The organism is Paenibacillus sp. MDV22-iso6 (genome assembly GCF_058408365.1).
This window is the reverse complement of the sequence record NZ_JBZVDZ010000005.1, coordinates 155,331-173,671: the sequence shown is the minus strand read 5'-3', so window position 1 is coordinate 173,671 and position 18,341 is coordinate 155,331. Positions and strand designations below refer to the sequence as shown.

Annotated in this window: 17 protein-coding genes; 15 read left to right on the top strand and 2 right to left on the bottom strand. The window is 45.2% G+C overall.

Features of this window, described 5'->3' with window-relative positions; genetic code table 11:
* Positions 1 to 80 precede the first annotated feature (80 nt).
* Positions 81 to 1,337, top strand: coding sequence for a hypothetical protein (locus AC4PM4_RS15830; protein WP_488732019.1), 1,257 nt, complete (start codon positions 81 to 83; stop codon positions 1,335 to 1,337).
* Between the two features lies 1 nt (position 1,338).
* Here the strand turns inward: AC4PM4_RS15830 and AC4PM4_RS15825 are convergent, their stop codons facing one another.
* Positions 1,339 to 2,304, bottom strand: a complete 966-nt coding sequence (locus tag AC4PM4_RS15825) for a polysaccharide deacetylase family protein (protein WP_400343960.1) — start codon at positions 2,302 to 2,304, stop codon at positions 1,339 to 1,341.
* Between the two features lie 514 nt (positions 2,305 to 2,818).
* Here AC4PM4_RS15825 and rplS point away from each other — a divergent pair.
* The 10 genes from rplS to AC4PM4_RS15775 all read left to right on the top strand — a co-directional run bounded on the left by rplS (position 2,819) and on the right by AC4PM4_RS15775 (position 11,666).
* Entirely contained in the window at positions 2,819 to 3,160 is a 342-nt protein-coding gene (rplS, locus tag AC4PM4_RS15820) for a 50S ribosomal protein L19 (protein ID WP_024630190.1), read from the top strand.
* Positions 3,161 to 3,416: 256 nt separating this feature from the next.
* Positions 3,417 to 4,037, top strand: a complete 621-nt coding sequence (gene lepB / locus AC4PM4_RS15815; RefSeq protein ID WP_063564656.1) for a signal peptidase I — start codon at positions 3,417 to 3,419, stop codon at positions 4,035 to 4,037.
* A 166-nt stretch (positions 4,038 to 4,203) separates the two neighbouring features.
* Positions 4,204 to 5,067 carry a ribosome biogenesis GTPase YlqF gene (ylqF, locus tag AC4PM4_RS15810; protein ID WP_063564655.1) on the top strand — a complete coding sequence of 288 codons (864 nt, stop codon included), beginning with the start codon at positions 4,204 to 4,206 and terminating at the stop codon, positions 5,065 to 5,067.
* Between the two features lie 398 nt (positions 5,068 to 5,465).
* Entirely contained in the window at positions 5,466 to 6,170 is a 705-nt protein-coding gene (rnhB, locus tag AC4PM4_RS15805) for a ribonuclease HII (RefSeq protein WP_491614023.1), read from the top strand.
* 30 nt (positions 6,171 to 6,200) lie between these two features.
* Positions 6,201 to 8,246, top strand: coding sequence for a TP0910 N-terminal domain-containing protein (locus AC4PM4_RS15800; protein ID WP_491614022.1), 2,046 nt, complete (start codon positions 6,201 to 6,203; stop codon positions 8,244 to 8,246).
* Entirely contained in the window at positions 8,243 to 8,551 is a 309-nt protein-coding gene (locus tag AC4PM4_RS15795; protein WP_090895922.1) for an EscU/YscU/HrcU family type III secretion system export apparatus switch protein, read from the top strand. The genes AC4PM4_RS15800 and AC4PM4_RS15795 overlap by 4 nt, the downstream gene beginning before the upstream one ends.
* The gene (locus AC4PM4_RS15790) at positions 8,545 to 8,943 is read left to right on the top strand and encodes a YraN family protein (RefSeq protein ID WP_063566424.1); all 399 of its coding nucleotides are present in this window, start codon (positions 8,545 to 8,547) and stop codon (positions 8,941 to 8,943) included. The genes AC4PM4_RS15795 and AC4PM4_RS15790 overlap by 7 nt, the downstream gene beginning before the upstream one ends.
* Before the next feature lie 439 nt (positions 8,944 to 9,382).
* The gene (locus AC4PM4_RS15785) at positions 9,383 to 9,544 is read left to right on the top strand and encodes a paeninodin family lasso peptide (RefSeq protein WP_139295598.1); all 162 of its coding nucleotides are present in this window, start codon (positions 9,383 to 9,385) and stop codon (positions 9,542 to 9,544) included.
* 67 nt (positions 9,545 to 9,611) lie between these two features.
* Positions 9,612 to 10,823: a carboxypeptidase-like regulatory domain-containing protein gene (locus AC4PM4_RS15780; RefSeq protein WP_269055345.1), complete on the top strand. Its 1,212-nt coding sequence runs from the start codon at positions 9,612 to 9,614 to the stop codon at positions 10,821 to 10,823.
* Positions 10,824 to 11,114: 291 nt separating this feature from the next.
* On the top strand, positions 11,115 to 11,666 hold the full coding sequence (locus tag AC4PM4_RS15775) for a nitroreductase family protein (RefSeq protein ID WP_269055344.1): 552 nt from the start codon (positions 11,115 to 11,117) through the stop codon (positions 11,664 to 11,666).
* A gap of 225 nt (positions 11,667 to 11,891) precedes the next feature.
* Here AC4PM4_RS15775 and AC4PM4_RS15770 read toward each other — a convergent pair whose 3' ends face one another.
* A complete protein-coding gene (locus AC4PM4_RS15770; RefSeq protein WP_491614021.1) occupies positions 11,892 to 13,496 on the bottom strand; it encodes a YifB family Mg chelatase-like AAA ATPase in 1,605 nt (534 codons plus the stop codon).
* Between the two features lie 527 nt (positions 13,497 to 14,023).
* Between AC4PM4_RS15770 and AC4PM4_RS15765 the strand changes: the two genes are divergently transcribed.
* The 4 genes from AC4PM4_RS15765 (at position 14,024) to dprA (ending at position 18,278) form a co-directional block, all read left to right on the top strand.
* Positions 14,024 to 14,479 carry a MarR family winged helix-turn-helix transcriptional regulator gene (locus AC4PM4_RS15765; protein ID WP_063566420.1) on the top strand — a complete coding sequence of 152 codons (456 nt, stop codon included), beginning with the start codon at positions 14,024 to 14,026 and terminating at the stop codon, positions 14,477 to 14,479.
* Positions 14,480 to 14,730: 251 nt separating this feature from the next.
* Complete coding sequence (sucC, locus tag AC4PM4_RS15760) at positions 14,731 to 15,891, top strand: ADP-forming succinate--CoA ligase subunit beta (RefSeq protein WP_053783785.1); 1,161 nt, start codon at positions 14,731 to 14,733, stop codon at positions 15,889 to 15,891.
* A 79-nt stretch (positions 15,892 to 15,970) separates the two neighbouring features.
* Positions 15,971 to 16,900: a succinate--CoA ligase subunit alpha gene (sucD, locus tag AC4PM4_RS15755; RefSeq protein WP_063566419.1), complete on the top strand. Its 930-nt coding sequence runs from the start codon at positions 15,971 to 15,973 to the stop codon at positions 16,898 to 16,900.
* Positions 16,901 to 17,147: 247 nt separating this feature from the next.
* Positions 17,148 to 18,278, top strand: a complete 1,131-nt coding sequence (dprA, locus tag AC4PM4_RS15750; protein WP_063566418.1) for a DNA-processing protein DprA — start codon at positions 17,148 to 17,150, stop codon at positions 18,276 to 18,278.
* Positions 18,279 to 18,341: the final 63 nt, after the last annotated feature.

Sequence of the window (18,341 nt, the reverse complement as noted above, 5' to 3'; positions counted from 1 at the left end):
AGGGTTGTATAAACTGAAAAATTTCTTTATGGTGATCTCAGCTAGAAGCGTATGAAGACGACATGCTGAGGAGGAAGATTATGAATCATCAGCCTTATGAAGTTGGCAGAGTGGATATTAGCGAAGCTGGAGAGCGTTGCAAGATGCTTCTGGGAGATCTAAATGGAGATGGCAGGCTTGAGATGCTGTTGGTGCAGGCAGATGGGGGCATAGACGACCGTTACGTTCCGCATCAGGTATGCTGTTTGTCGGCATATGATCTGGATGGAACATTAATGTGGCAGGTCGGAACACCGGACCCGGATGCAGGTGGTCCAGGATCAGACTATCCCGCTCAGATTGTAGATTGGGATGGGGACGGAAATAATGAAGTGCTGTGTGTAATGAACAAACAATTTCTTATTCTGGACGGAAGAACCGGAGAGATAAAGAAACGTCATGATTTGCCTGGAGAGCAAGCGCATGACTGTCTTATTCTTGCAAACCTGACTGGTGACCAACACACGATGGATATCCTGCTGAAGGATCGGTATAAGACGTTATGGGCATTAGATCACGATTTCAATTTGCTATGGAAGCATGAAGGCAATATAGGTCATTTTCCGTGGGTCTACGATATTGATGGGGATGGCAAGGATGAAGTGATGGCCGGGTATGACATGCTGGATCATGATGGAACATTATTATGGTCCTGTCAGAATCTTAATGATCACGCAGACTGTATATGGTTTGGCGATGTGGACGAGGACGGGGAGGTTGAAATTGTTATCGGTGGCAGTGTCACGGTGATGATGGATCGGTACGGTAATGAAAAATGGCGTTATGAGGATTCGATTGAATCACAGCATATTGCACTGGGGAAATTTTATAGAGAAAGACAAGGATTACAGATTGCTGGCCTGGATCGGATTATTCGTGGAGATGAGAATGGCAAGGATGGAATGTTTATGCTGGATAGCGACGGAAAGGAACTTTGGAAAGAAGATCGTAAAACGCGTGGATGGTTAACCATTATTGAGCCTGTACGTAACTGGGATGACAGCGGGCTTGACTATATTATGGCTTATCGCCGAGGTGGGGGTGTCCTGCCATCTTTGATCAATGGTAATATGCAAACGGTTGCAACGTTCGGAAAAGATGGCTATGCCTTACATGCCGACTTGTGTCAGAGCGGAAGGGAGCAGGTCATCATCTATGATGCACATGAAGCCGTAATCTATTCCAGCTCAATGAGGGATGTAACCACTCCAACCTCTTTGGACATAAAAAGAGCCCAGCTTCAGCCGAAAAGGCTGTATAGCTCGACTCTTTATCCAGGCGGGGAAGTTTCAATCTAGCTTAATGACTGATCTCTACGACAGGAAGGATTTCCTGTTGGTCTGATTCAGGATGGAGCAATGCAGCCAAATCGGTTCCTGTCGTAACCGTTAATCGTGGGAGCTTCATAGGATTATCCCCAGGTCGAACAAAGCCTGAACGTACGGAAAAGGCCATACGATACCCATTTTGCTGCAGTTGATAGATCATCTGCGTGCTGGTATAACCGAAAGGGTAGGCAAGATACGGCGTATCAATACCAGTTTCTTTCATTAGCTTGACGTCATTATTCAGCAGTTTTGTGTCGAGTCCGACGGGCACGTTGTCGCCGCAACGCATATATCCCTTGTGATGCAGATTATAGGTATGGCTGTTGAACTCAAAGACGTCTTTAGCGGCCTGCATCTCCTGTTTGGAGATAAACGTTTTTTTGGCTGGATCAAAAGCCGAAGGCTGATCCTGAATTTTGCTGCCGATTACAAACAGGGAAGCATGGAAATTATATTTTTTGAGCACAGGGTAGGCTAAAGTATAATTGTTCTGATACCCATCATCAAAGGTGATGACAATAGATTTTTGGGGCAGGGAGATCTGTCCGTTCACGTATTGTTCAAGCTGCTCCAGTGTAATTGTGTTGTAGCCTTCTTCATGCAAATATTTCATGTTTTCTTCGAAGTCTTCCAGATTAATGATCGATTTGTTGTTTGTTTCATGATTATTAATTTTGGGCTGTATGTAATGATACATCAGTACAGGTACTTCAGTAGCTGAACCTTGTGCGATGTGAAAGGTAGCCAGATCAAGTGCAGGTTTGCTGGAATAATCGGAGTGAGACATTAGAAATGCCTTACGTTTGACCATATCCCAGGACGTGCATGCTTTGTGAGACATTGCATTGGTAGGATGAGTTACCGCATACGCATACATTGTAATGGTACAAGTGAGTAATGCGAGTGCAGCAAGAACAATTTTTTTGAAGTATTTCATAATTCGTTTGGTTCTCCTTTTGCCATTTCATTTCTGCATGGAATTACATTTAGATGCATCAGCACGTAATCCAACAAGCTATATCATAGACGATCTTTCTTGACAGAAAGTTACAGTATTTTTTCCGTCTAATGCTTGACTTATTCAAGAATACTAATTATGACAATCCAAGGGGCTGAAGCTTTTATGTGCATAAAGGAATTGTGTAGAAAAGCGCATGGACAGGTTATTTTAATGGAATTGTAATGTGACTATAATAAAATTCAGGACGTATTTAAGATGAACGTATAGTGGATAACGTCTAATTGGAGTAAAGGGAATTAATAAGGATTAAAGGGCATTGAAGAACCAAAGAGTTCTGTCAGCAATTTGTTTATTTTTCCTTGTGTTTTGTTATGGTGCGTGATACAATAAGTCTGTTATGTGGAATACGGCGGTCCTCTATGGATAATGAAGGAGACAAGGTGTTCTCTGGAAGAAGTATGAACGCCTGTACGGAAGGAGGGAGTCATAGATGAATATCGTTCAAGCGATTACACAAGAACAACTTCGTAAGGATATTCCGAGTTTTCGTCCTGGTGACACTTTGAAAGTGCACGTTAAGGTAATCGAGGGAACTCGTGAGCGTATCCAATTGTTCGAAGGTGTTGTGATTAAACGCCGTGGTGGTGGAATCAGTGAGACTTTTACAGTTCGTAAAATTTCTTACGGTGTAGGTGTGGAAAGAGCTTTCCCGCTTCATTCCCCTAAAATCGATAGAATCGAAGTGGCTCGCCGTGGTAAAGTGCGTCGTGCGAAGCTTTATTATCTTCGTGAACTACGCGGTAAAGCAGCGAGAATTAAAGAAATTCGTTAATATAACGGATACCGGGGAGGGCTTGGAGACAAGCCCTTTTCGTTTTTGTCCGGGAAAAGTTGAACCGGAGGTGCACTTCCGAGTAAAATGGTATGGCGGCACACGCGCGAATAGTCCGGGAGGCTTGTGAAATCAGTTATTGAGGGACATTTGAATTGTGGATTAAATGTACTGGTAATGCTTGCGTGTAAGATTACATAACTGACGATGTGTAAAAACTGCTATAACATGTACTGTGAAGAGAGGAAGATCATTAATGGAACAGGAAGTTCAACAGGACCAGGGCAATACTGCCGAAGAGAAAGGCAGTCGATCCAAAAAAGCCAAAAATGAAATTTTCGAATGGCTCAAAGCCATCGTGATCGCACTAGTACTTGTCATTTTGATTCGGTGGTTACTGTTCAAACCGTTTGTTGTGGACGGGCCTTCCATGCAGCCGAATTTTCATACAGGTGAACGTGTGATCGTCAATGAAATTTTATATGATATCAGAGAACCACAGCGCGGAGAAGTAATCGTATTCCACGTTCCAACCGAAGGCCGTGATTTCATTAAACGTGTCATTGCTGTCGCTGGTGATACCGTTGAGGTTCAGGACGATACAGTTCTCGTCAATGGTAAAAAAGTCGATGAGACTTACATTCAGGGAGCAATTGATGCTGCTGAAGCGAACGGTGGAACCTATAACGTGAAGGACTTCCCTAATGAGCAATTCCCGGATGGGAAAGTACCTGAAGGTCATGTTTTTGTAATGGGGGACAACCGTCCGAACAGTACAGATAGCCGTATGATCGGTTATGTGTCACTGACGGATATTGTAGGTCGTGCAGATGTGATTTTCTGGCCGATCGGCGATATCAAATGGATTAACCATTAATATGAATGCAGGATATATAAGCAAAATATAAAGTGTACACCAAAACGTAGAGGGCAGAACTAATCTGGGGATAATAGAAATCTAAGATTGTTTTGCCAGCGAAATGATGCGGTGTGCATGTCGTAGAAAAAGCTTGTATATCAACAAATAATGAGGTGAAGACAAGGTGACGATTCAATGGTTTCCAGGTCATATGACCCGAGCCAGACGCCAGATTCAGGATAAGTTAAAGCTGATTGACGTGGTCATCGAACTGCTGGATGCCCGTCTGCCTGTCTCCAGCCGCAACCCGATGATTGACGAGATTTTACAGGGCAAACCCCGGATGATTTTGTTGAATAAGTCCGATTTGGCGGATGCGAAAGTGACGCAAGAATGGATTGAATATTTCAAAAAAGAGGGAATCACTGCTTTCCCTGTAGATGCTTCAACAGGTACCAACGTGAAAGACATCCCAACGCAAGCGAAGCTTCTCCTTAAAGAAAAAATTGATCGTCAAATAGCTAAAGGGATTAACCCGAGAGCGGTTCGTGGACTGATTGTTGGTATTCCAAACGTGGGTAAATCCACGCTAATTAACCGACTAGCTGGACGGAACATTGCGGCAACGGGAGATCGTCCTGGTGTGACGAAGGGACAACAGTGGATCAAAGTTGGTAAAGAAATGGAACTGCTGGATACCCCGGGTATTCTTTGGCCGAAATTTGAAGATCAAAACGTGGGTTATCGTCTTGCAGTAACAGGTGCAATTAAGGAAGAGATTCTGAATGCAGAAGACATCGCCTTTTTTGGCATCAGTTATCTAATGCGTTATTACTGGGATTCTCTTGAAGAACGCTATGGACTTCAGGAGTTCTCCAAGGATGCGGATGATTCGGACAGCGTTGTTGCGATTATGGAACAGGTTGGTCGTATACGTGGTTGTGTGGTAAGTGGTGGGCGTATCGATTTGGAAAAGGCATCGCGAGCATTTCTGCGTGAATTGCGTGCGGGCAAAATGGGACGTTTCTCTATGGAAGCTCCTTATTAAATAAGAGACAACTGCCGAAAGAAGCGGCCGTTACCGGATTACCGGGAGCGGTCGCTTTTTGCCATACTGGAATTTAAAATAAAGGAACTTTGATTGATCTGGAAGGTGATTCTAGAAAATTGCACTTTATGGGATTGTATTGAACGTATATCTGGCTCTCTTAAAACATGCTATGATGAGGGATGAAGATTTAGCCTGCTCAATGCTGAATATCTTCAATTTAAGCCATCAGATACCGATAAAATAATAACTCACCATCGTATTATCATATGCTTTACAGAAGCTTATTTCTTTTAATAGGATCTGATACAACAAAAATCGGGAATCTACGTCTATATAATAAAATGATATAAAAGTGATGTGTTGAAGCAAGAGTGGGCAGAGGAGATGATACCGTAATGAATGAAATGAATGAGTTAATTGAATTGACGCAACTGGATGCCCTGGTTGAACCGAAAAAGAATAAAAAAGAAATGGTGGAGCCCAAAGATCTGCTGATCTATGAGCGTGAATATTGGGAAAGTGGATTTGAACGTATTGCCGGAATTGATGAAGTGGGACGCGGTTGTTTATTTGGAGATGTAGTAGCGGCAGCCGTTATTTTACCTCGTGATCTGATTTTGGAAGGGGTTAATGATTCCAAGAAATTAACGGAGAAAAAGCGCGATGCATTATATGACATTATAATGGAAAAGGCGTTGTCAGTGGGAATCGGTTATGCAGATGCGGAAACGATTGATCAATTGAATATTAAACAGGCTGCAAGGCTTGCCATGAAACGTGCGGTAGAAGCACTTGAGGGCGTGCCTGACTACCTGTTGGTAGATGCCGAAAAGGTAGATGTGAATATACCGCAGTTGTCCATTATAAAAGGCGATGCAAACAGTCAATCCATTGCGGCAGCATCCATTATTGCGAAGGTTACCCGGGATAGGTTTTGCAAGGAGGATTGGGATACGTTATATCCGGAATATGGTTTATCGATACATAAGGGATATGCAACGAAATTTCATCGTGAACAAATTATGGCTCGTGGTGCTACACCCATGCATCGTCGCAGTTTTCTCGGCAACTTGCTCGGAGAACAGCACACTTTATTTTAATTAAACCATTCACGGAGGGGGGGTAAGGGTATGAATATAAGTTCCGTGATTCGTGGGCTGCTGGGAGATAGTAAACCGGGAAATGCCAAGCCACTGGAGTTAAAGGAAGGTCAGGTTGTAAGGGGTTCTGTGGTTAGTGTATCCGATGATGGAGCAGATGCGGTTCTTCAGATTCAGGGTGTACAGGTGCGTGCAAAATTAGAAACTCCGCTTCGGCCAGGTGAAACAACACTGCTTCAGGTCCAGCCTCCAGGTGAAAATGGCGTAACGATAATGAAACCGCTGACGGGTACATTGGCAGAACTGCCACAGGCATCTTTGAACAATTTGCTTCAGGAGGTAGGTTTGCCGGATACCAAGGGGAATCGGGAACTGCTGTTAGCTATGCAGCGAAGCGGATTACCTTTGACCAAGGATAATGTAGCCATGGTTCAAAATATGATGACAACCAAACCTGCACAGGTGCCTGTTGAAGAATGGGTGCAGGCAACAGGTATTGCTTTTCAGCGTGGTCTTCCGGTTACAGCGGAAACGGTAAAGGGTCTACATCAAGCTGTTTTTGGCCCGCCACTACATCAGTTGTTGAAGGGCTTGGCTGAACAGCTGGAGTCCATGCTGACACAAACCGCGGGTAAAACGCTGCCGACTGGTGAACAGGCAGCTACGGTTAAGAATAACATTATGGCTGGAGCGCCTGTACCGTTAAACGGAGAGCTGGCGGGAGAAACGGTAGCTGCGTCAGGCAGTAACCGTCAGGTAGGAGGGGCAACCGGATTGTCCGCGCAACTTGTGCCTGGTGCAGTCGCTGGTGATGCTCAAATGGCAGATGGATCTGTGGATACTGCTGGTGGCGCGGTTAAAGGCAATGGACAGACTGGTGCAGGAAATGCAGAGAATGCTGGGCTTAAAGCAGGGGCCAGCCATGTTGGAACTGCTGGCATGGTGGGTACAGGTATTCCGGCAGGAACTGGAATACCTGGTGAGAGCCCGCGTGCAGCTGACGCGGGCGTTGCTGGGAGCCGCCCGGGCGCGACGGGGGCGGCTGTGGAGGTTGCTGCTGGCCGAGTGATAGCGGGCCAGTCTGAGGGTGGCGCGGCCGGGCGAACCGACGGCCGCGCTGAAACGCCTGCTGCTGCGGGGCCTACCGCTTCCGCAGCAGGGCAGGCGGCGCCAGCAGCTCCATCGGCAGCGCAGCTGGCACCCAAGCTGCTGGCGCTTCTGGACGCGCTGCGCAGCGCGTCCACAGCCGCACCGGCACAGCCAGGTGCGGCGACACAGGCCGCCCCTGCATCGCAGGGCGGCTCGGTGGCTGCGGCTGCCGGAGGCGTGCCGCAGCCTTTGCCAGCCGGCGCAGATGCGCTGCCGGCTAGCGGTAGTGCCGCAGCGCCTGCGGGAGCTGCGGCGGCGCCCGTCACCCACGAGGGGGACCCGTGGGTGGGGCGCGTGTTGAAGCTGCTCGGTGCGGAGCACGAGCAGCAGGCAGTGCACGGCGCGGCTGCGCAGGCGCGCGTGGGGGAAGTGGCGAGCCCGGGAACCGCGGACACGCTCAAGGGCTTGCTGCTGCAGCTTGCCAGCAGCGAGGGTGCACCTGCGGCGCTCAAAGATACCGCAGTACAGGCTGTGCAATTTCTAACAGGTCAGCAGTTATTGCTAACAACAGATCGCAGTGCTACCTTTGCCCAGATGCACTGGTTTATCCCCATTACCGGACCTGACGGAGAAGAGACGGCTTCCGTTCAGATTCAATCACGCCGTGGGCAACGCGGTGAATTGGATGCATCCAACTGCCGCCTTTGGTTTGATCTGGACATGAAAAGTCTTGGTCCAACGCTGGTGGATGTGCATGTTGTTAATAATATCGTCAGTCTGCGTGTACTTAATGACGGCGAAGGAATGGGACCGCTCTTGGAAAGTGGGCGCGAAGAGATCCATCGGGCGCTGGACAAGCTGGGTTATCAGTTGCTGACTTTCAAGGCGGAACCCTGGCCTGTTGGCCAGGAACCGGGTGCTGAACGGAAAATGACTGCCTCGGACTACAGTCCTGAACGATACAAAGGGGTGGACATGCGGGTATGAAAGAGGATTCGCAACCGGACCTGATATCCAAAAAGGCCGTTGCTTTAAAATATGTACCTGGTGAGAGCGAAGCGCCAGTGGTCGTAGCCAAAGGCCGTGGCAAAGTAGCAGAGGCCATTCTGGATAAAGCCAAGGAAAATGGTGTGCCGGTTCAGGAGGATGCCGCACTTGTTGAAGTGCTTTCCAAACTGGATTTGGATGAACAGATCCCGTCGGAACTGTATCAACTGGTGGCCGAAGTGTTGACCTACATTTATCGTGCTGACCGTCTGGCTTCTGGACGAGAGGAAGAGGAATCATGGTAGAGCACAGATCAGAACAGGGTCCAGCTTCAAAACTGACACGTCAGCAAAAAGGGCGATTGGGTGAAGAAGCTGCTTGCGACTGGCTTCGTGAGCATGATTATCGCATTTTGAAGCGCAATTGGCGCTGCCGAAGCGGAGAGATTGATATCGTTGCTTCTCATGAAGGCATGATTATTTTTATTGAAGTCCGCAGTAGAAGTGGAACTGGACTGTATGGAACACCCCAGGAGTCCGTAGATATTCGTAAAATGCAGCAGGTACGTGCAACTGCATCTGTATATTTGCAAATGACGGGAGAGACAAATCATCAAATCCGTTTCGATGTGATCGCTGTCATACTGGATAAAACAGGCGAAACCGTCTCGGTTGAACATATTATTAATGCATTTTGAGTTGCTACTATATGCACGATTATTTTGATGTGTTAACCCACAAGAAAGACACTTGAAAAAGTGATTCTCTTGTGGGTTGTTTTTATTTTGAGCAGGAAACGGTTAAAAGAAATTAAGAACATAACTACTGTATATATCACAATTTTGATACAATTCGTATCAATGTATAAGTAATCAGACCTATCCCCATTGTTATTATTCCAATTTCCGGTCGTTAATGGACTACATCTACTTAATAATTTGCTACATAAGATTTCAAACGATGTATTTTTAATTCAGTCTACTCTACTGAGTTATCTGTTATAAAGCACTCGGTTCGATGTGTTTTCTAAGTTGTTGCTAAACGACTAAAAAGATTGGAGTACTTAAAATAAATAGATACAAAATGTATCATTTATAATAAAATGAGAAAAGAAAATATAAAAAAGAGGTGTGAACTATGAAAGAAATTAAATCTGCTGCCGGAAAGAAAGAGAAACAGGTGTGGGAGACCCCACGAATGGAAGTGCTAGATATTAGTGAAACCATGAACGGTGGCGAGGGGATTTGGCAATATGTATGGGGCGGAGAATTTTGGAAGCTCGAAATGCTAGTCAGTTAGATAGATATAAGAATTTCATATTGTCAATCATATTTGCTACTATATTTGGATGAGGTGAACGATTGTCATGAGTAGTCAATGGAAATGGATGGTTCGTTTAAGTGTGTTTTTATTATTTTCTGGGGTGCTTGGTCTGCTGCATTCTGAAACGACATATGCAGCTTCCAAAGACGCTTCTGTTAGGGAAATGGGGAATCGTCCCGCTCAAACTGCGTATATTATTGGGAAAATTACTGATAACGATGGTTTTCCAGTAAAAGATGTGAACGTACATATTACGCAGGAAACGGGTGGGGCACAAAAACAAATAGTGAAAACCGATTCTAGGGGAGATTTTCGGTTTGAAACAGCGATAAGTGAAAGCACATATTTTTCCATTAAAGCGCTAGCCAAGGGATACTTGGATTCAGGAAAGAATTTTAGTTATATTATCTTGAATCCGGGGGGGACAGAAGTAGTGAATTTAGTAATCTTCGAGCCAGCCACCATTGTAGGCAAAGTTACTGATCAATCAGGAAAACCTGTTGTAGGTGCTGTCATTAAAGCAACAACAGTCAGCCAATCTGTAAAGACAGACAGGGAGGGCAACTATGCGATTTCAGGAATAGATAATTATGCCTACAATGAAATTACGATACAGGTTGATGCAAAAGGCTATGTGTTTTACACAAGATATTTGTCTGTAGGTACTGGGAGTACAATGACATTGAACATAGTACTGCAAGATGCGGCGGACGTTAGTGGATTGGTGCAAGATGAACAGGGGAGGCCGGTTGCAGGGGCAACCGTATCTCTTGATAATTTCAAGACGAAAACAGACAAACAAGGCAAGTATTCCATAAATCGACTGCGTCCGGAATCAAGCACAATCTCTGTTGAGGCGGATGGTTATATCAAGCAAACGATTAGGGTAACTTTGGTCAAAGGACCTAACAATACTTTTGATTTTATTCTCAAGAGTAATGTGGACAAAACCCCGCCTGTAACCAAATATGCTTTAGTTCCTTTAACAGAGGTATCCAACGGAAAACAATATATTAATGGATTTAATTTTAAGTTAAAGGCAACGGACGAAGTTGACGGATCTGGCTTGAAAATGACCCAGTACAGAATCAACGGTGGGGAATGGATCACGTTTACCGGACCAATAAAAATCTATGCTCCTGATGTCAAAACAGTGGAGTATTTCAGTACAGATGTCGCCGGCAACCAGGAAAAAATAAACAAAATGGATTTTGTGAATGGGAAATTTGAAGGAGCAGGATCATACTCGTTCTGAAGGAACAGGATCATACCCGTATTGATTAAAAGTTATCTATAATGAAGAAAGGCGACGTTGACTCTAAGAATCCCTCCGCGGGGCAAGAGTCGAAGTCGCCTTTTGCATCCGAAATAACCAGAACGAAATAATGTTATCCGGATTCCTTTGAATCCAATGAACCGATCAGTGTATAATCAAGAGGGTAATCCAGTTTTGCTGCACCGTTTGATTTTTCATAAATGAGTCGATTCACATCGCAGGCTCGAACTGCGGTCACGGATAATTTTTTATAACCTGGGAGGCATGGTCATGAGTAAATCTACCCAAACGGGTAACCTTGTAAGAGAAGCTATTCAAAATCGTCGTACCGTCAAAAAGTTTAAAAAAGAAGCTGTTCCCACTCAGCAGATTATTGATTTATTGGACACAGCCGTATGGGCACCCAATCATAAATTGCGTGAGCCGTGGCGGTTTTTATTGTTTAGCGGAAATGGACTGAATAAGCTTGCAGACGCTATTGATGCAGAGATGGGAGAAGATAACAAGTTTTCTGCCAATATCAAACAGGTCCCTGCCGTCATGCTTGTCGTTATGGAAGAAGATCCGCGCCAGAATATCTGGGATGAAGATTTTGCAGCAGTGAGTGCATTGGTACAGAACTTCCTACTCGCGGCATGGAGTGAAGACATTGGTACGTTCTGGGTAACCAAGCCTTTCCTCTATGGACCCAAATTCCGTAAGACACTTGGGATTCAGGCTGGGGAAAAAATTATCGGCATGGTTTACATGGGGTATCCAGAGGTTATTCCTTCTGCCAAAGAACGTACACCAGCAAAAGACAAGCTGACTATATTTGAATAATTGATATCTTGTTCGCTATTTATTCAAAAGAAGATGCTTTATGAAAAACCCCTGCACGTATGCCTCTCATACAGAGGAAATATATGCAGGGGTATTTGACTTGTTAATTTATATAAACTTAAGTTTGAAATCTATAGATGTCTGGCTTGAACGTATCATGATGCAAGATAATGAGGGCAATATATTTTTCCTTAAAGCTTCATTTATTACCTGAATGACCCTCGCTCAAAATAAATTCAAATCCAGTTGACGATACTGTATCGCCTCAGCCACATGAGCTGTCAAAATGACGCCTTCATGGTCCAAGTCTGCGATCGTCTGGGCCATCTTAATAATTCGATCATGTGCACGCATGCTCAGGTTCAGTGCTTGCAGTGTTTGCTGGAGCAGTTGGTCTGCTTCTTCAGGCAGACGGATCGTTCGGCGCAGAAGAGTTCCTGATAACTGACTATTCCAGCGAACTGAACTATTAGCATATCTTGCGGCCTGAATATGATGAGCATGAATGACTTTGGCCTGCATTTCCGCAGATGAAGGAGAAGCGCCAGCCTTGCGCCACTCGCTCGGGGGAGGAACTTCGACCTGAAGGTCGATGCGATCTAGCAGCGGTCCCGAGATTTTGGCACGGTAGGCGGCAACACGGGCAGGACTGCATATACATCTTTGATCCTCCGATTGGGCAGAGAGATAACCGCAAGGACAAGGATTCATAGAACAGGCGAGCATAAATTGTGCTGGAAATGTGAAAGCAGCTCTCGCCCGACTAATGGTGACTTTACGATCCTCCAATGGTTGTCTTAACACTTCTAGGACTTGCCGCTGAAACTCAGGCAGCTCATCCAGAAACAATATACCCCGGTGGGCAAGACTTACTTCACCCGGTTTGGGGATGCCGCCGCCTCCAATTAGACCTGAAGTGGAGATCGTATGATGTGGAGAGCGAAAGGGTCTGTCTGCGATGAGACCATTCGAGGTATCTTTAAGCTTGCCTGCGGCACTTAGCACTTTAGTTACTTCCAGCGCTTCGTCTTCGGACAATGGTGGGAGAATCGTAGGCAGCCGTTTAATTAACATCGTTTTCCCTGTTCCTGGTGGTCCGACGAGCAAAATATTGTGCATGCCTGCTGCGGCAATCATGAGTGCACGCTTTACATGATGCTGTCCCAGTACATCACTATAATCATCGTCCAACGATGGAGATCGCATTGGACGCTCATGGCGCTCAATATTACCGACATTGGGATTCAGAGCAGACAGATGGGCGTAATCTTTTAAAACAACAGGTCCGGTATTCTGCAGCAGTCCTTCCTTGTTCTTTGAATTTGTTTCCTGTTCAGGTACGATATCTTGCAAGTGACGAATACCATATATCTGGATACCCCGAATTAGCGAGGCCTCTTCCAGATTATCGGCGGGCAGAAGAACGGAGGTAAAGCCTAGCCGTTTTGCCAAATCTACCATGGACAAAATGCCAGGCACAGATCTCACTGAACCGTCCAATGCCAACTCACCCACCACCAATGTCCGTTCCTGTGCAGGAAGTACTAGCTGACCACTTGTCGTAAGTAAACCAATAGCAATGGCAAGATCAAAAGAAGATCCTTCCTTGCGCAGATCAGCGGGGGCCAGATTAATCGTAATACGCTGCAACGGATACTGGTAACCACAGTTTTTTATAGCGGCACGAACACGTTCAACCGCTTCACGAATAGCCGAATCCGGCAATCCGATAATAGACGTCTGGGGTAGCCCATTCGACAAATCTGTTTCCACTTCAATTAAAACGCCGTCAATTCCATATAAACAGGCACTATGCAGTTTTCCGTACATAATAAAAGAAACACCTCACTTCGTCCTTGGCGCGCATAATACAGGCCAGTCTACGAATTAAGGTGCTTCCTCAGCTTCTAACAAGCATTTTATATAAAAGAAATCAGGGCGTCAACCCGTCATTGTCATAGCTGCTGTATATCTATCCCTGACTCCTAAATTTTTTGCAGTTACCGCATGAAGTTTCTAGCAGAAGTATAGAATGTTCAGTTCTGAATCAATGTCGTACTGTTAGGAAAAAAGGATGTAGACGCTGGTTTAGTTGTTTCAACATATCAAGAGTTTTTTGTTACGTTGTCATATGATTTCGATCGTATATGCCCCAAATTATATTTTATACAATTAAATTTAACACTATTAAATTGAAAAGTAAAATCATTTGTGCTCAATTATTCTGTTTTTTTTCTAATTTATGATAAGATAGATGAAGGGCTCCTTATAATTCGCCGAATTATAGCGGATATAACAGTTGTAAGCCTCTATTATTAAGGTATATAGAATGCACAATAGGTAGGTGAGACAGTTATATGCAGAATGAAAGTTTGAAGCTGGATAACCAATTATGCTTTGCCATATACGCTTGTTCACGTGAAATTACGAAGATGTACCAGCCCTACCTTGAGGTGCTTGGTGTAACTTATTCTCAATACTTGGTCTTGATGGTATTGTGGGAACGTGAAGAATGTACGGTTAAGGAAATCGGAGAGGCACTTTACCTCGATTCAGGGACTTTGACGCCTCTTCTGAAACGTTTGCAGTCAGCAGGACTTATTCATCGTGAACGTTCAGCTCAGGACGAACGGAAAGTATTGATTACCCTTACAGACGCTGGGCGGGAACTTCGCCATAAAGCCTTGTCTATACCTGAAGCGATTCAGGAAGACGCATGTCTGAACAGTTCAGAGTTTGAATCTCTACTGGGACAGTTCAAAGGCCTTCTGGAGAAAGTCCATCAGACCAATACCAAAGTAGCCAGAAAATAAAATGCATCATTATTAATACTATTAAAAAAACCTTGGCTTATTAGCTGAGGTTTTTTCCATTAATATCCAAGCATTCACAATATGGGATCATACCCATATCAAAATACTGTCTATTAACCATTACTTTTTTAAGGAAAGCGTTTTAAAAACATGTTACAATGAATTGGGTTTAAGTGAAAATAGTCAACATTTGTCTTTTGTTAGTCTACCAACCCGCCTTGTTGCAGTCATGTTGATAGGAGGATTCGAGAATGAATATCCATGAATATCAAGGAAAAGAAGTACTGAAACAGTATGGAGTCACCGTTCCAAACGGAAAGGTTGCTTATACAGTCGATGAAGCGGTTGCGGCCGCAGAGGCACTGGGCAGTCCAGTGACTGTAGTCAAAGCGCAAATTCATGCAGGTGGCCGGGGGAAAGCCGGCGGTGTGAAAGTAGCGAAAAGTATCGACGAAGTTCGTGCTTACGCATCCGAAATTTTGGGAAAAGTATTGGTAACACACCAGACTGGACCTGAAGGTAAAGAAGTGAAGCGTCTTCTGATTGAAGAAGGATGCGATATCCGCAAAGAGTATTATGTGGGTGTTGTTGTGGACCGTGCCACAGGCCGCGTCGTAATGATGGCTTCCGAAGAAGGCGGTACAGAGATCGAAGAAGTAGCTGAAGCTACACCTGAGAAAATTTTCAAAGAAATTATTGACCCTGCAATTGGATTGCAAGTGTTCCAAGCACGTAAACTGGCGTACAGCATTCGTATTCCGAATGAGTTGGTGAACAAAGCAGTTAAGTTTATGCTTGCATTGTACAAAGCATTTGTCGAAAAAGATTGCTCCATTGCCGAGATCAATCCACTCGTTGTTACAGGAGATGGAAACGTTATCGCGCTGGATGCAAAATTGAATTTTGATTCCAACGCCTTGTTCCGTCACAAAGACATTTTGGAATTGCGTGATCTGGATGAAGAAGACGAAAAAGAAATCGAAGCTTCCAAATACGACCTGAGCTACATAGCACTTGATGGCAACATCGGCTGTATGGTCAATGGTGCGGGACTTGCGATGGCGACGATGGATATCATCAAATACTATGGCGGCGACCCGGCTAACTTCCTCGATGTTGGGGGCGGTGCTACAACAGAGAAAGTGACCGAAGCTTTCAAAATCATTTTGTCTGACGCCAAAGTGGCGGGTATCTTCGTTAACATTTTTGGCGGAATTATGCGTTGTGATGTCATTGCCAATGGTGTTGTTGAAGCCGCGAAGCAGCTTGGCCTGACTAAACCGCTGGTTGTTCGTCTTGAAGGAACTAACGTGGAGCTTGGTAAACGTATTTTGGGTGAATCCGGCCTGAATATCGTCCCTGCTGATTCCATGGCCGATGGTGCACAGAAAATTGTTGCCCTCGTAAAATAAGTTCATTCCTGGGCAAATTGCTGCCTTAGTTCCGGAGCTGTCCGGCACTTGAAAAATAACCGTAAGGATGTGAAGCAACGTGAGTATTTTGATTGATAAAAATACAAAAGTCATTACGCAAGGCATTACGGGTTCAACGGGAATGTTCCACACGAAGGGCGCATTGGACTACGGAACCCAGATGGTAGGTGGCGTTACACCGGGTAAAGGCGGAACCAATGTTGATATCACGCTGGAAGATGGCAAAGTAGTCAGTCTGCCGGTGTTTAATACAGTACAGGAAGCGAAGGAAGCTACTGGCGCAACAGCGAGCGTCATCTACGTTCCTCCGGCATTTGCAGCGGATTCCATCATGGAAGCTGTTGACGCAGAGCTGGATCTCGTGATCTGTATTACAGAAGGTATTCCGGTACTTGATATGGTCAAGGTTGACCGCTTCATGGAAGGAAAAGATACCGTTCTGATCGGACCAAACTGTCCGGGCGTTATTACACCAGGTGAATGCAAAATCGGCATCATGCCAGGTTATATTCATATGCCTGGTCACGTTGGCGTGGTTTCCCGTAGTGGAACACTCACCTATGAAGCCGTTCATCAATTGTCTGCGCGTGGAATTGGACAATCTTCTGCTGTGGGAATCGGTGGTGACCCGGTTAAAGGATCCGAGTTCATTGATATCCTGAAACGGTTCAATGAAGATCCGCAGACACGTGCTGTTATCATGATTGGTGAAATCGGTGGTACGGCTGAAGAAGATGCTGCAGAGTGGGTACGCGATAACATGACCAAACCGGTAGTTGGCTTCATCGGTGGTGTTACGGCGCCTCCAGGCAAACGTATGGGTCATGCGGGTGCTATTATCTCTGGCGGTAAAGGTACAGCCAAAGAAAAAATTGCAAAACTGGAATCTTGCGGAATCAAAGTTGCTCCGACGCCAGCTGAAATGGGCTCGACTCTTGTGAGCGTACTTGAAGAACGCGGAATTCTGGATTTGTGCACGACACATTAATTCTTTTTCGTTATAATAGAAGAAACGGTGCAGGGAAATTATTTTTCTGGTGAGCCGACTATTGATAATACGGAAAAGGTAAGCAACCTTTTGTCCTGAACAGGGCGAAGGGTTGCTTTTTTGCGTTTTTTTACGGGGTGTAAAAGGGAGCTGTTGTCTGCCTGTAAGAGTAAACGCTTGCAATCCGTTGTCACTTAACACACAATATGAGGGAAGATTTTCTTCCCGCTATGGGAGGTTTCTGATTATGGAAGAGAGATGGATTTTGGTTGGACTGCATGAAACGGATGGTATTGGTAAGAAAACAATCTCGAAACTGCTATCAGGACAACATCAATTGACGGATTTTCTAGATTATAAAGAAGGAGATTGGATTGCCGCGGGTTTACGCAAGGATCAGGCTGTGCGTCTAACCAAGCAATTCAATATCGACTGGATTGAGCAGAGACAAGAGGGTGTATATAAACAGGGAATTGAGATCGTTACCTATCTGGATCAAGACTACCCCATATTAATGAAGGAAACCGTTCAGCCACCCTGGGTAATGTACGGTCGAGGAGATATGAATCTGTTGCACGCTCAATCCATTGCAATGGTAGGAACACGTATGCCTACTGTATACGGACGTAAAATTGGTGAAAAGCTGGCAGAGCAACTATGCAAGGCAGGGCTGACCATTGTAAGCGGGCTTGCCAGAGGAATAGATAGTGTGTGCCACGATGCAACTCTTCGTGCAAACGGCAAAACCATTGCGGTATTTGGGACAGGAATTGATAACATCTATCCACCGGAAAATACAAGTCTTGCCGAACGAATTGCCGAAACAGGGCTGCTTTTATCAGAATATCCTCCGGGTACACGTGCGCGTCAGGGATTATTCCCGGAACGTAATCGGATCATTGCAGGGTTAACACTCGGTACGCTAGTCGTTGAGGCTGATATCCGAAGTGGATCACTCATTACAGCAGATGCTGCACTCGAAGCGGGAAGAGACGTGTTTGCAGTCCCAGGTCCCATTACATCTCCCAAAAGCCGAGGCTCGCACAATCTGATTCGTCAGGGGGCAAAATTGGTGACCTGTGCCACAGATTTATTGGAAGAGTTTCGATTGGACTTGCCAAAAGCGGAGCAACTTCCTTACAATAGAGGACGTTCGGCGGAAAGCAGTGAAACTTCCAATCAAGGAATATTCCCTGTCGTAAAACTATCTTCAGATGAACAACGTGTTATTTATCTGCTAGAGCAGGAAGAGCAATCACTGGATCAACTTGTGGAACAGCTCAACTGGGATTTTGGACATTTGCATTCAGTTCTGTTATCTTTAATCATAAAAAAGCAGATTAGCCAATTACCTGGAACCAAATACGCGAGGGTATGACGATGCTGCGATCAAGGCAGCATGTGAAAATAGATTATTAGCGGAAGTTAGTCCTGCTGCTAA

Excerpts from the sequence above, each read along its gene's own strand:
- AC4PM4_RS15785 (WP_139295598.1), top strand. The coding sequence starts at position 9,383 with ATGAAAGAAATTAAATCTGCTGCCGGAAAGAAAGAGAAACAGGTGTGG.
- sucC (WP_053783785.1), top strand. The coding sequence starts at position 14,731 with ATGAATATCCATGAATATCAAGGAAAAGAAGTACTGAAACAGTATGGA.
- dprA (WP_063566418.1), top strand. The coding sequence starts at position 17,148 with ATGGAAGAGAGATGGATTTTGGTTGGACTGCATGAAACGGATGGTATT.
- rnhB (WP_491614023.1), top strand. The coding sequence starts at position 5,466 with ATGAATGAAATGAATGAGTTAATTGAATTGACGCAACTGGATGCCCTG.
- AC4PM4_RS15790 (WP_063566424.1), top strand. The coding sequence starts at position 8,545 with ATGGTAGAGCACAGATCAGAACAGGGTCCAGCTTCAAAACTGACACGT.
- AC4PM4_RS15775 (WP_269055344.1), top strand. The coding sequence starts at position 11,115 with ATGAGTAAATCTACCCAAACGGGTAACCTTGTAAGAGAAGCTATTCAA.
- lepB (WP_063564656.1), top strand. The coding sequence starts at position 3,417 with ATGGAACAGGAAGTTCAACAGGACCAGGGCAATACTGCCGAAGAGAAA.
- AC4PM4_RS15770 (WP_491614021.1), bottom strand. The coding sequence starts at position 13,496 with ATGTACGGAAAACTGCATAGTGCCTGTTTATATGGAATTGACGGCGTT.
- AC4PM4_RS15800 (WP_491614022.1), top strand. The coding sequence starts at position 6,201 with ATGAATATAAGTTCCGTGATTCGTGGGCTGCTGGGAGATAGTAAACCG.
- AC4PM4_RS15765 (WP_063566420.1), top strand. The coding sequence starts at position 14,024 with ATGCAGAATGAAAGTTTGAAGCTGGATAACCAATTATGCTTTGCCATA.
- AC4PM4_RS15780 (WP_269055345.1), top strand. The coding sequence starts at position 9,612 with ATGAGTAGTCAATGGAAATGGATGGTTCGTTTAAGTGTGTTTTTATTA.
- rplS (WP_024630190.1), top strand. The coding sequence starts at position 2,819 with ATGAATATCGTTCAAGCGATTACACAAGAACAACTTCGTAAGGATATT.
- AC4PM4_RS15825 (WP_400343960.1), bottom strand. The coding sequence starts at position 2,304 with ATGAAATACTTCAAAAAAATTGTTCTTGCTGCACTCGCATTACTCACT.
- AC4PM4_RS15830 (WP_488732019.1), top strand. The coding sequence starts at position 81 with ATGAATCATCAGCCTTATGAAGTTGGCAGAGTGGATATTAGCGAAGCT.
- AC4PM4_RS15795 (WP_090895922.1), top strand. The coding sequence starts at position 8,243 with ATGAAAGAGGATTCGCAACCGGACCTGATATCCAAAAAGGCCGTTGCT.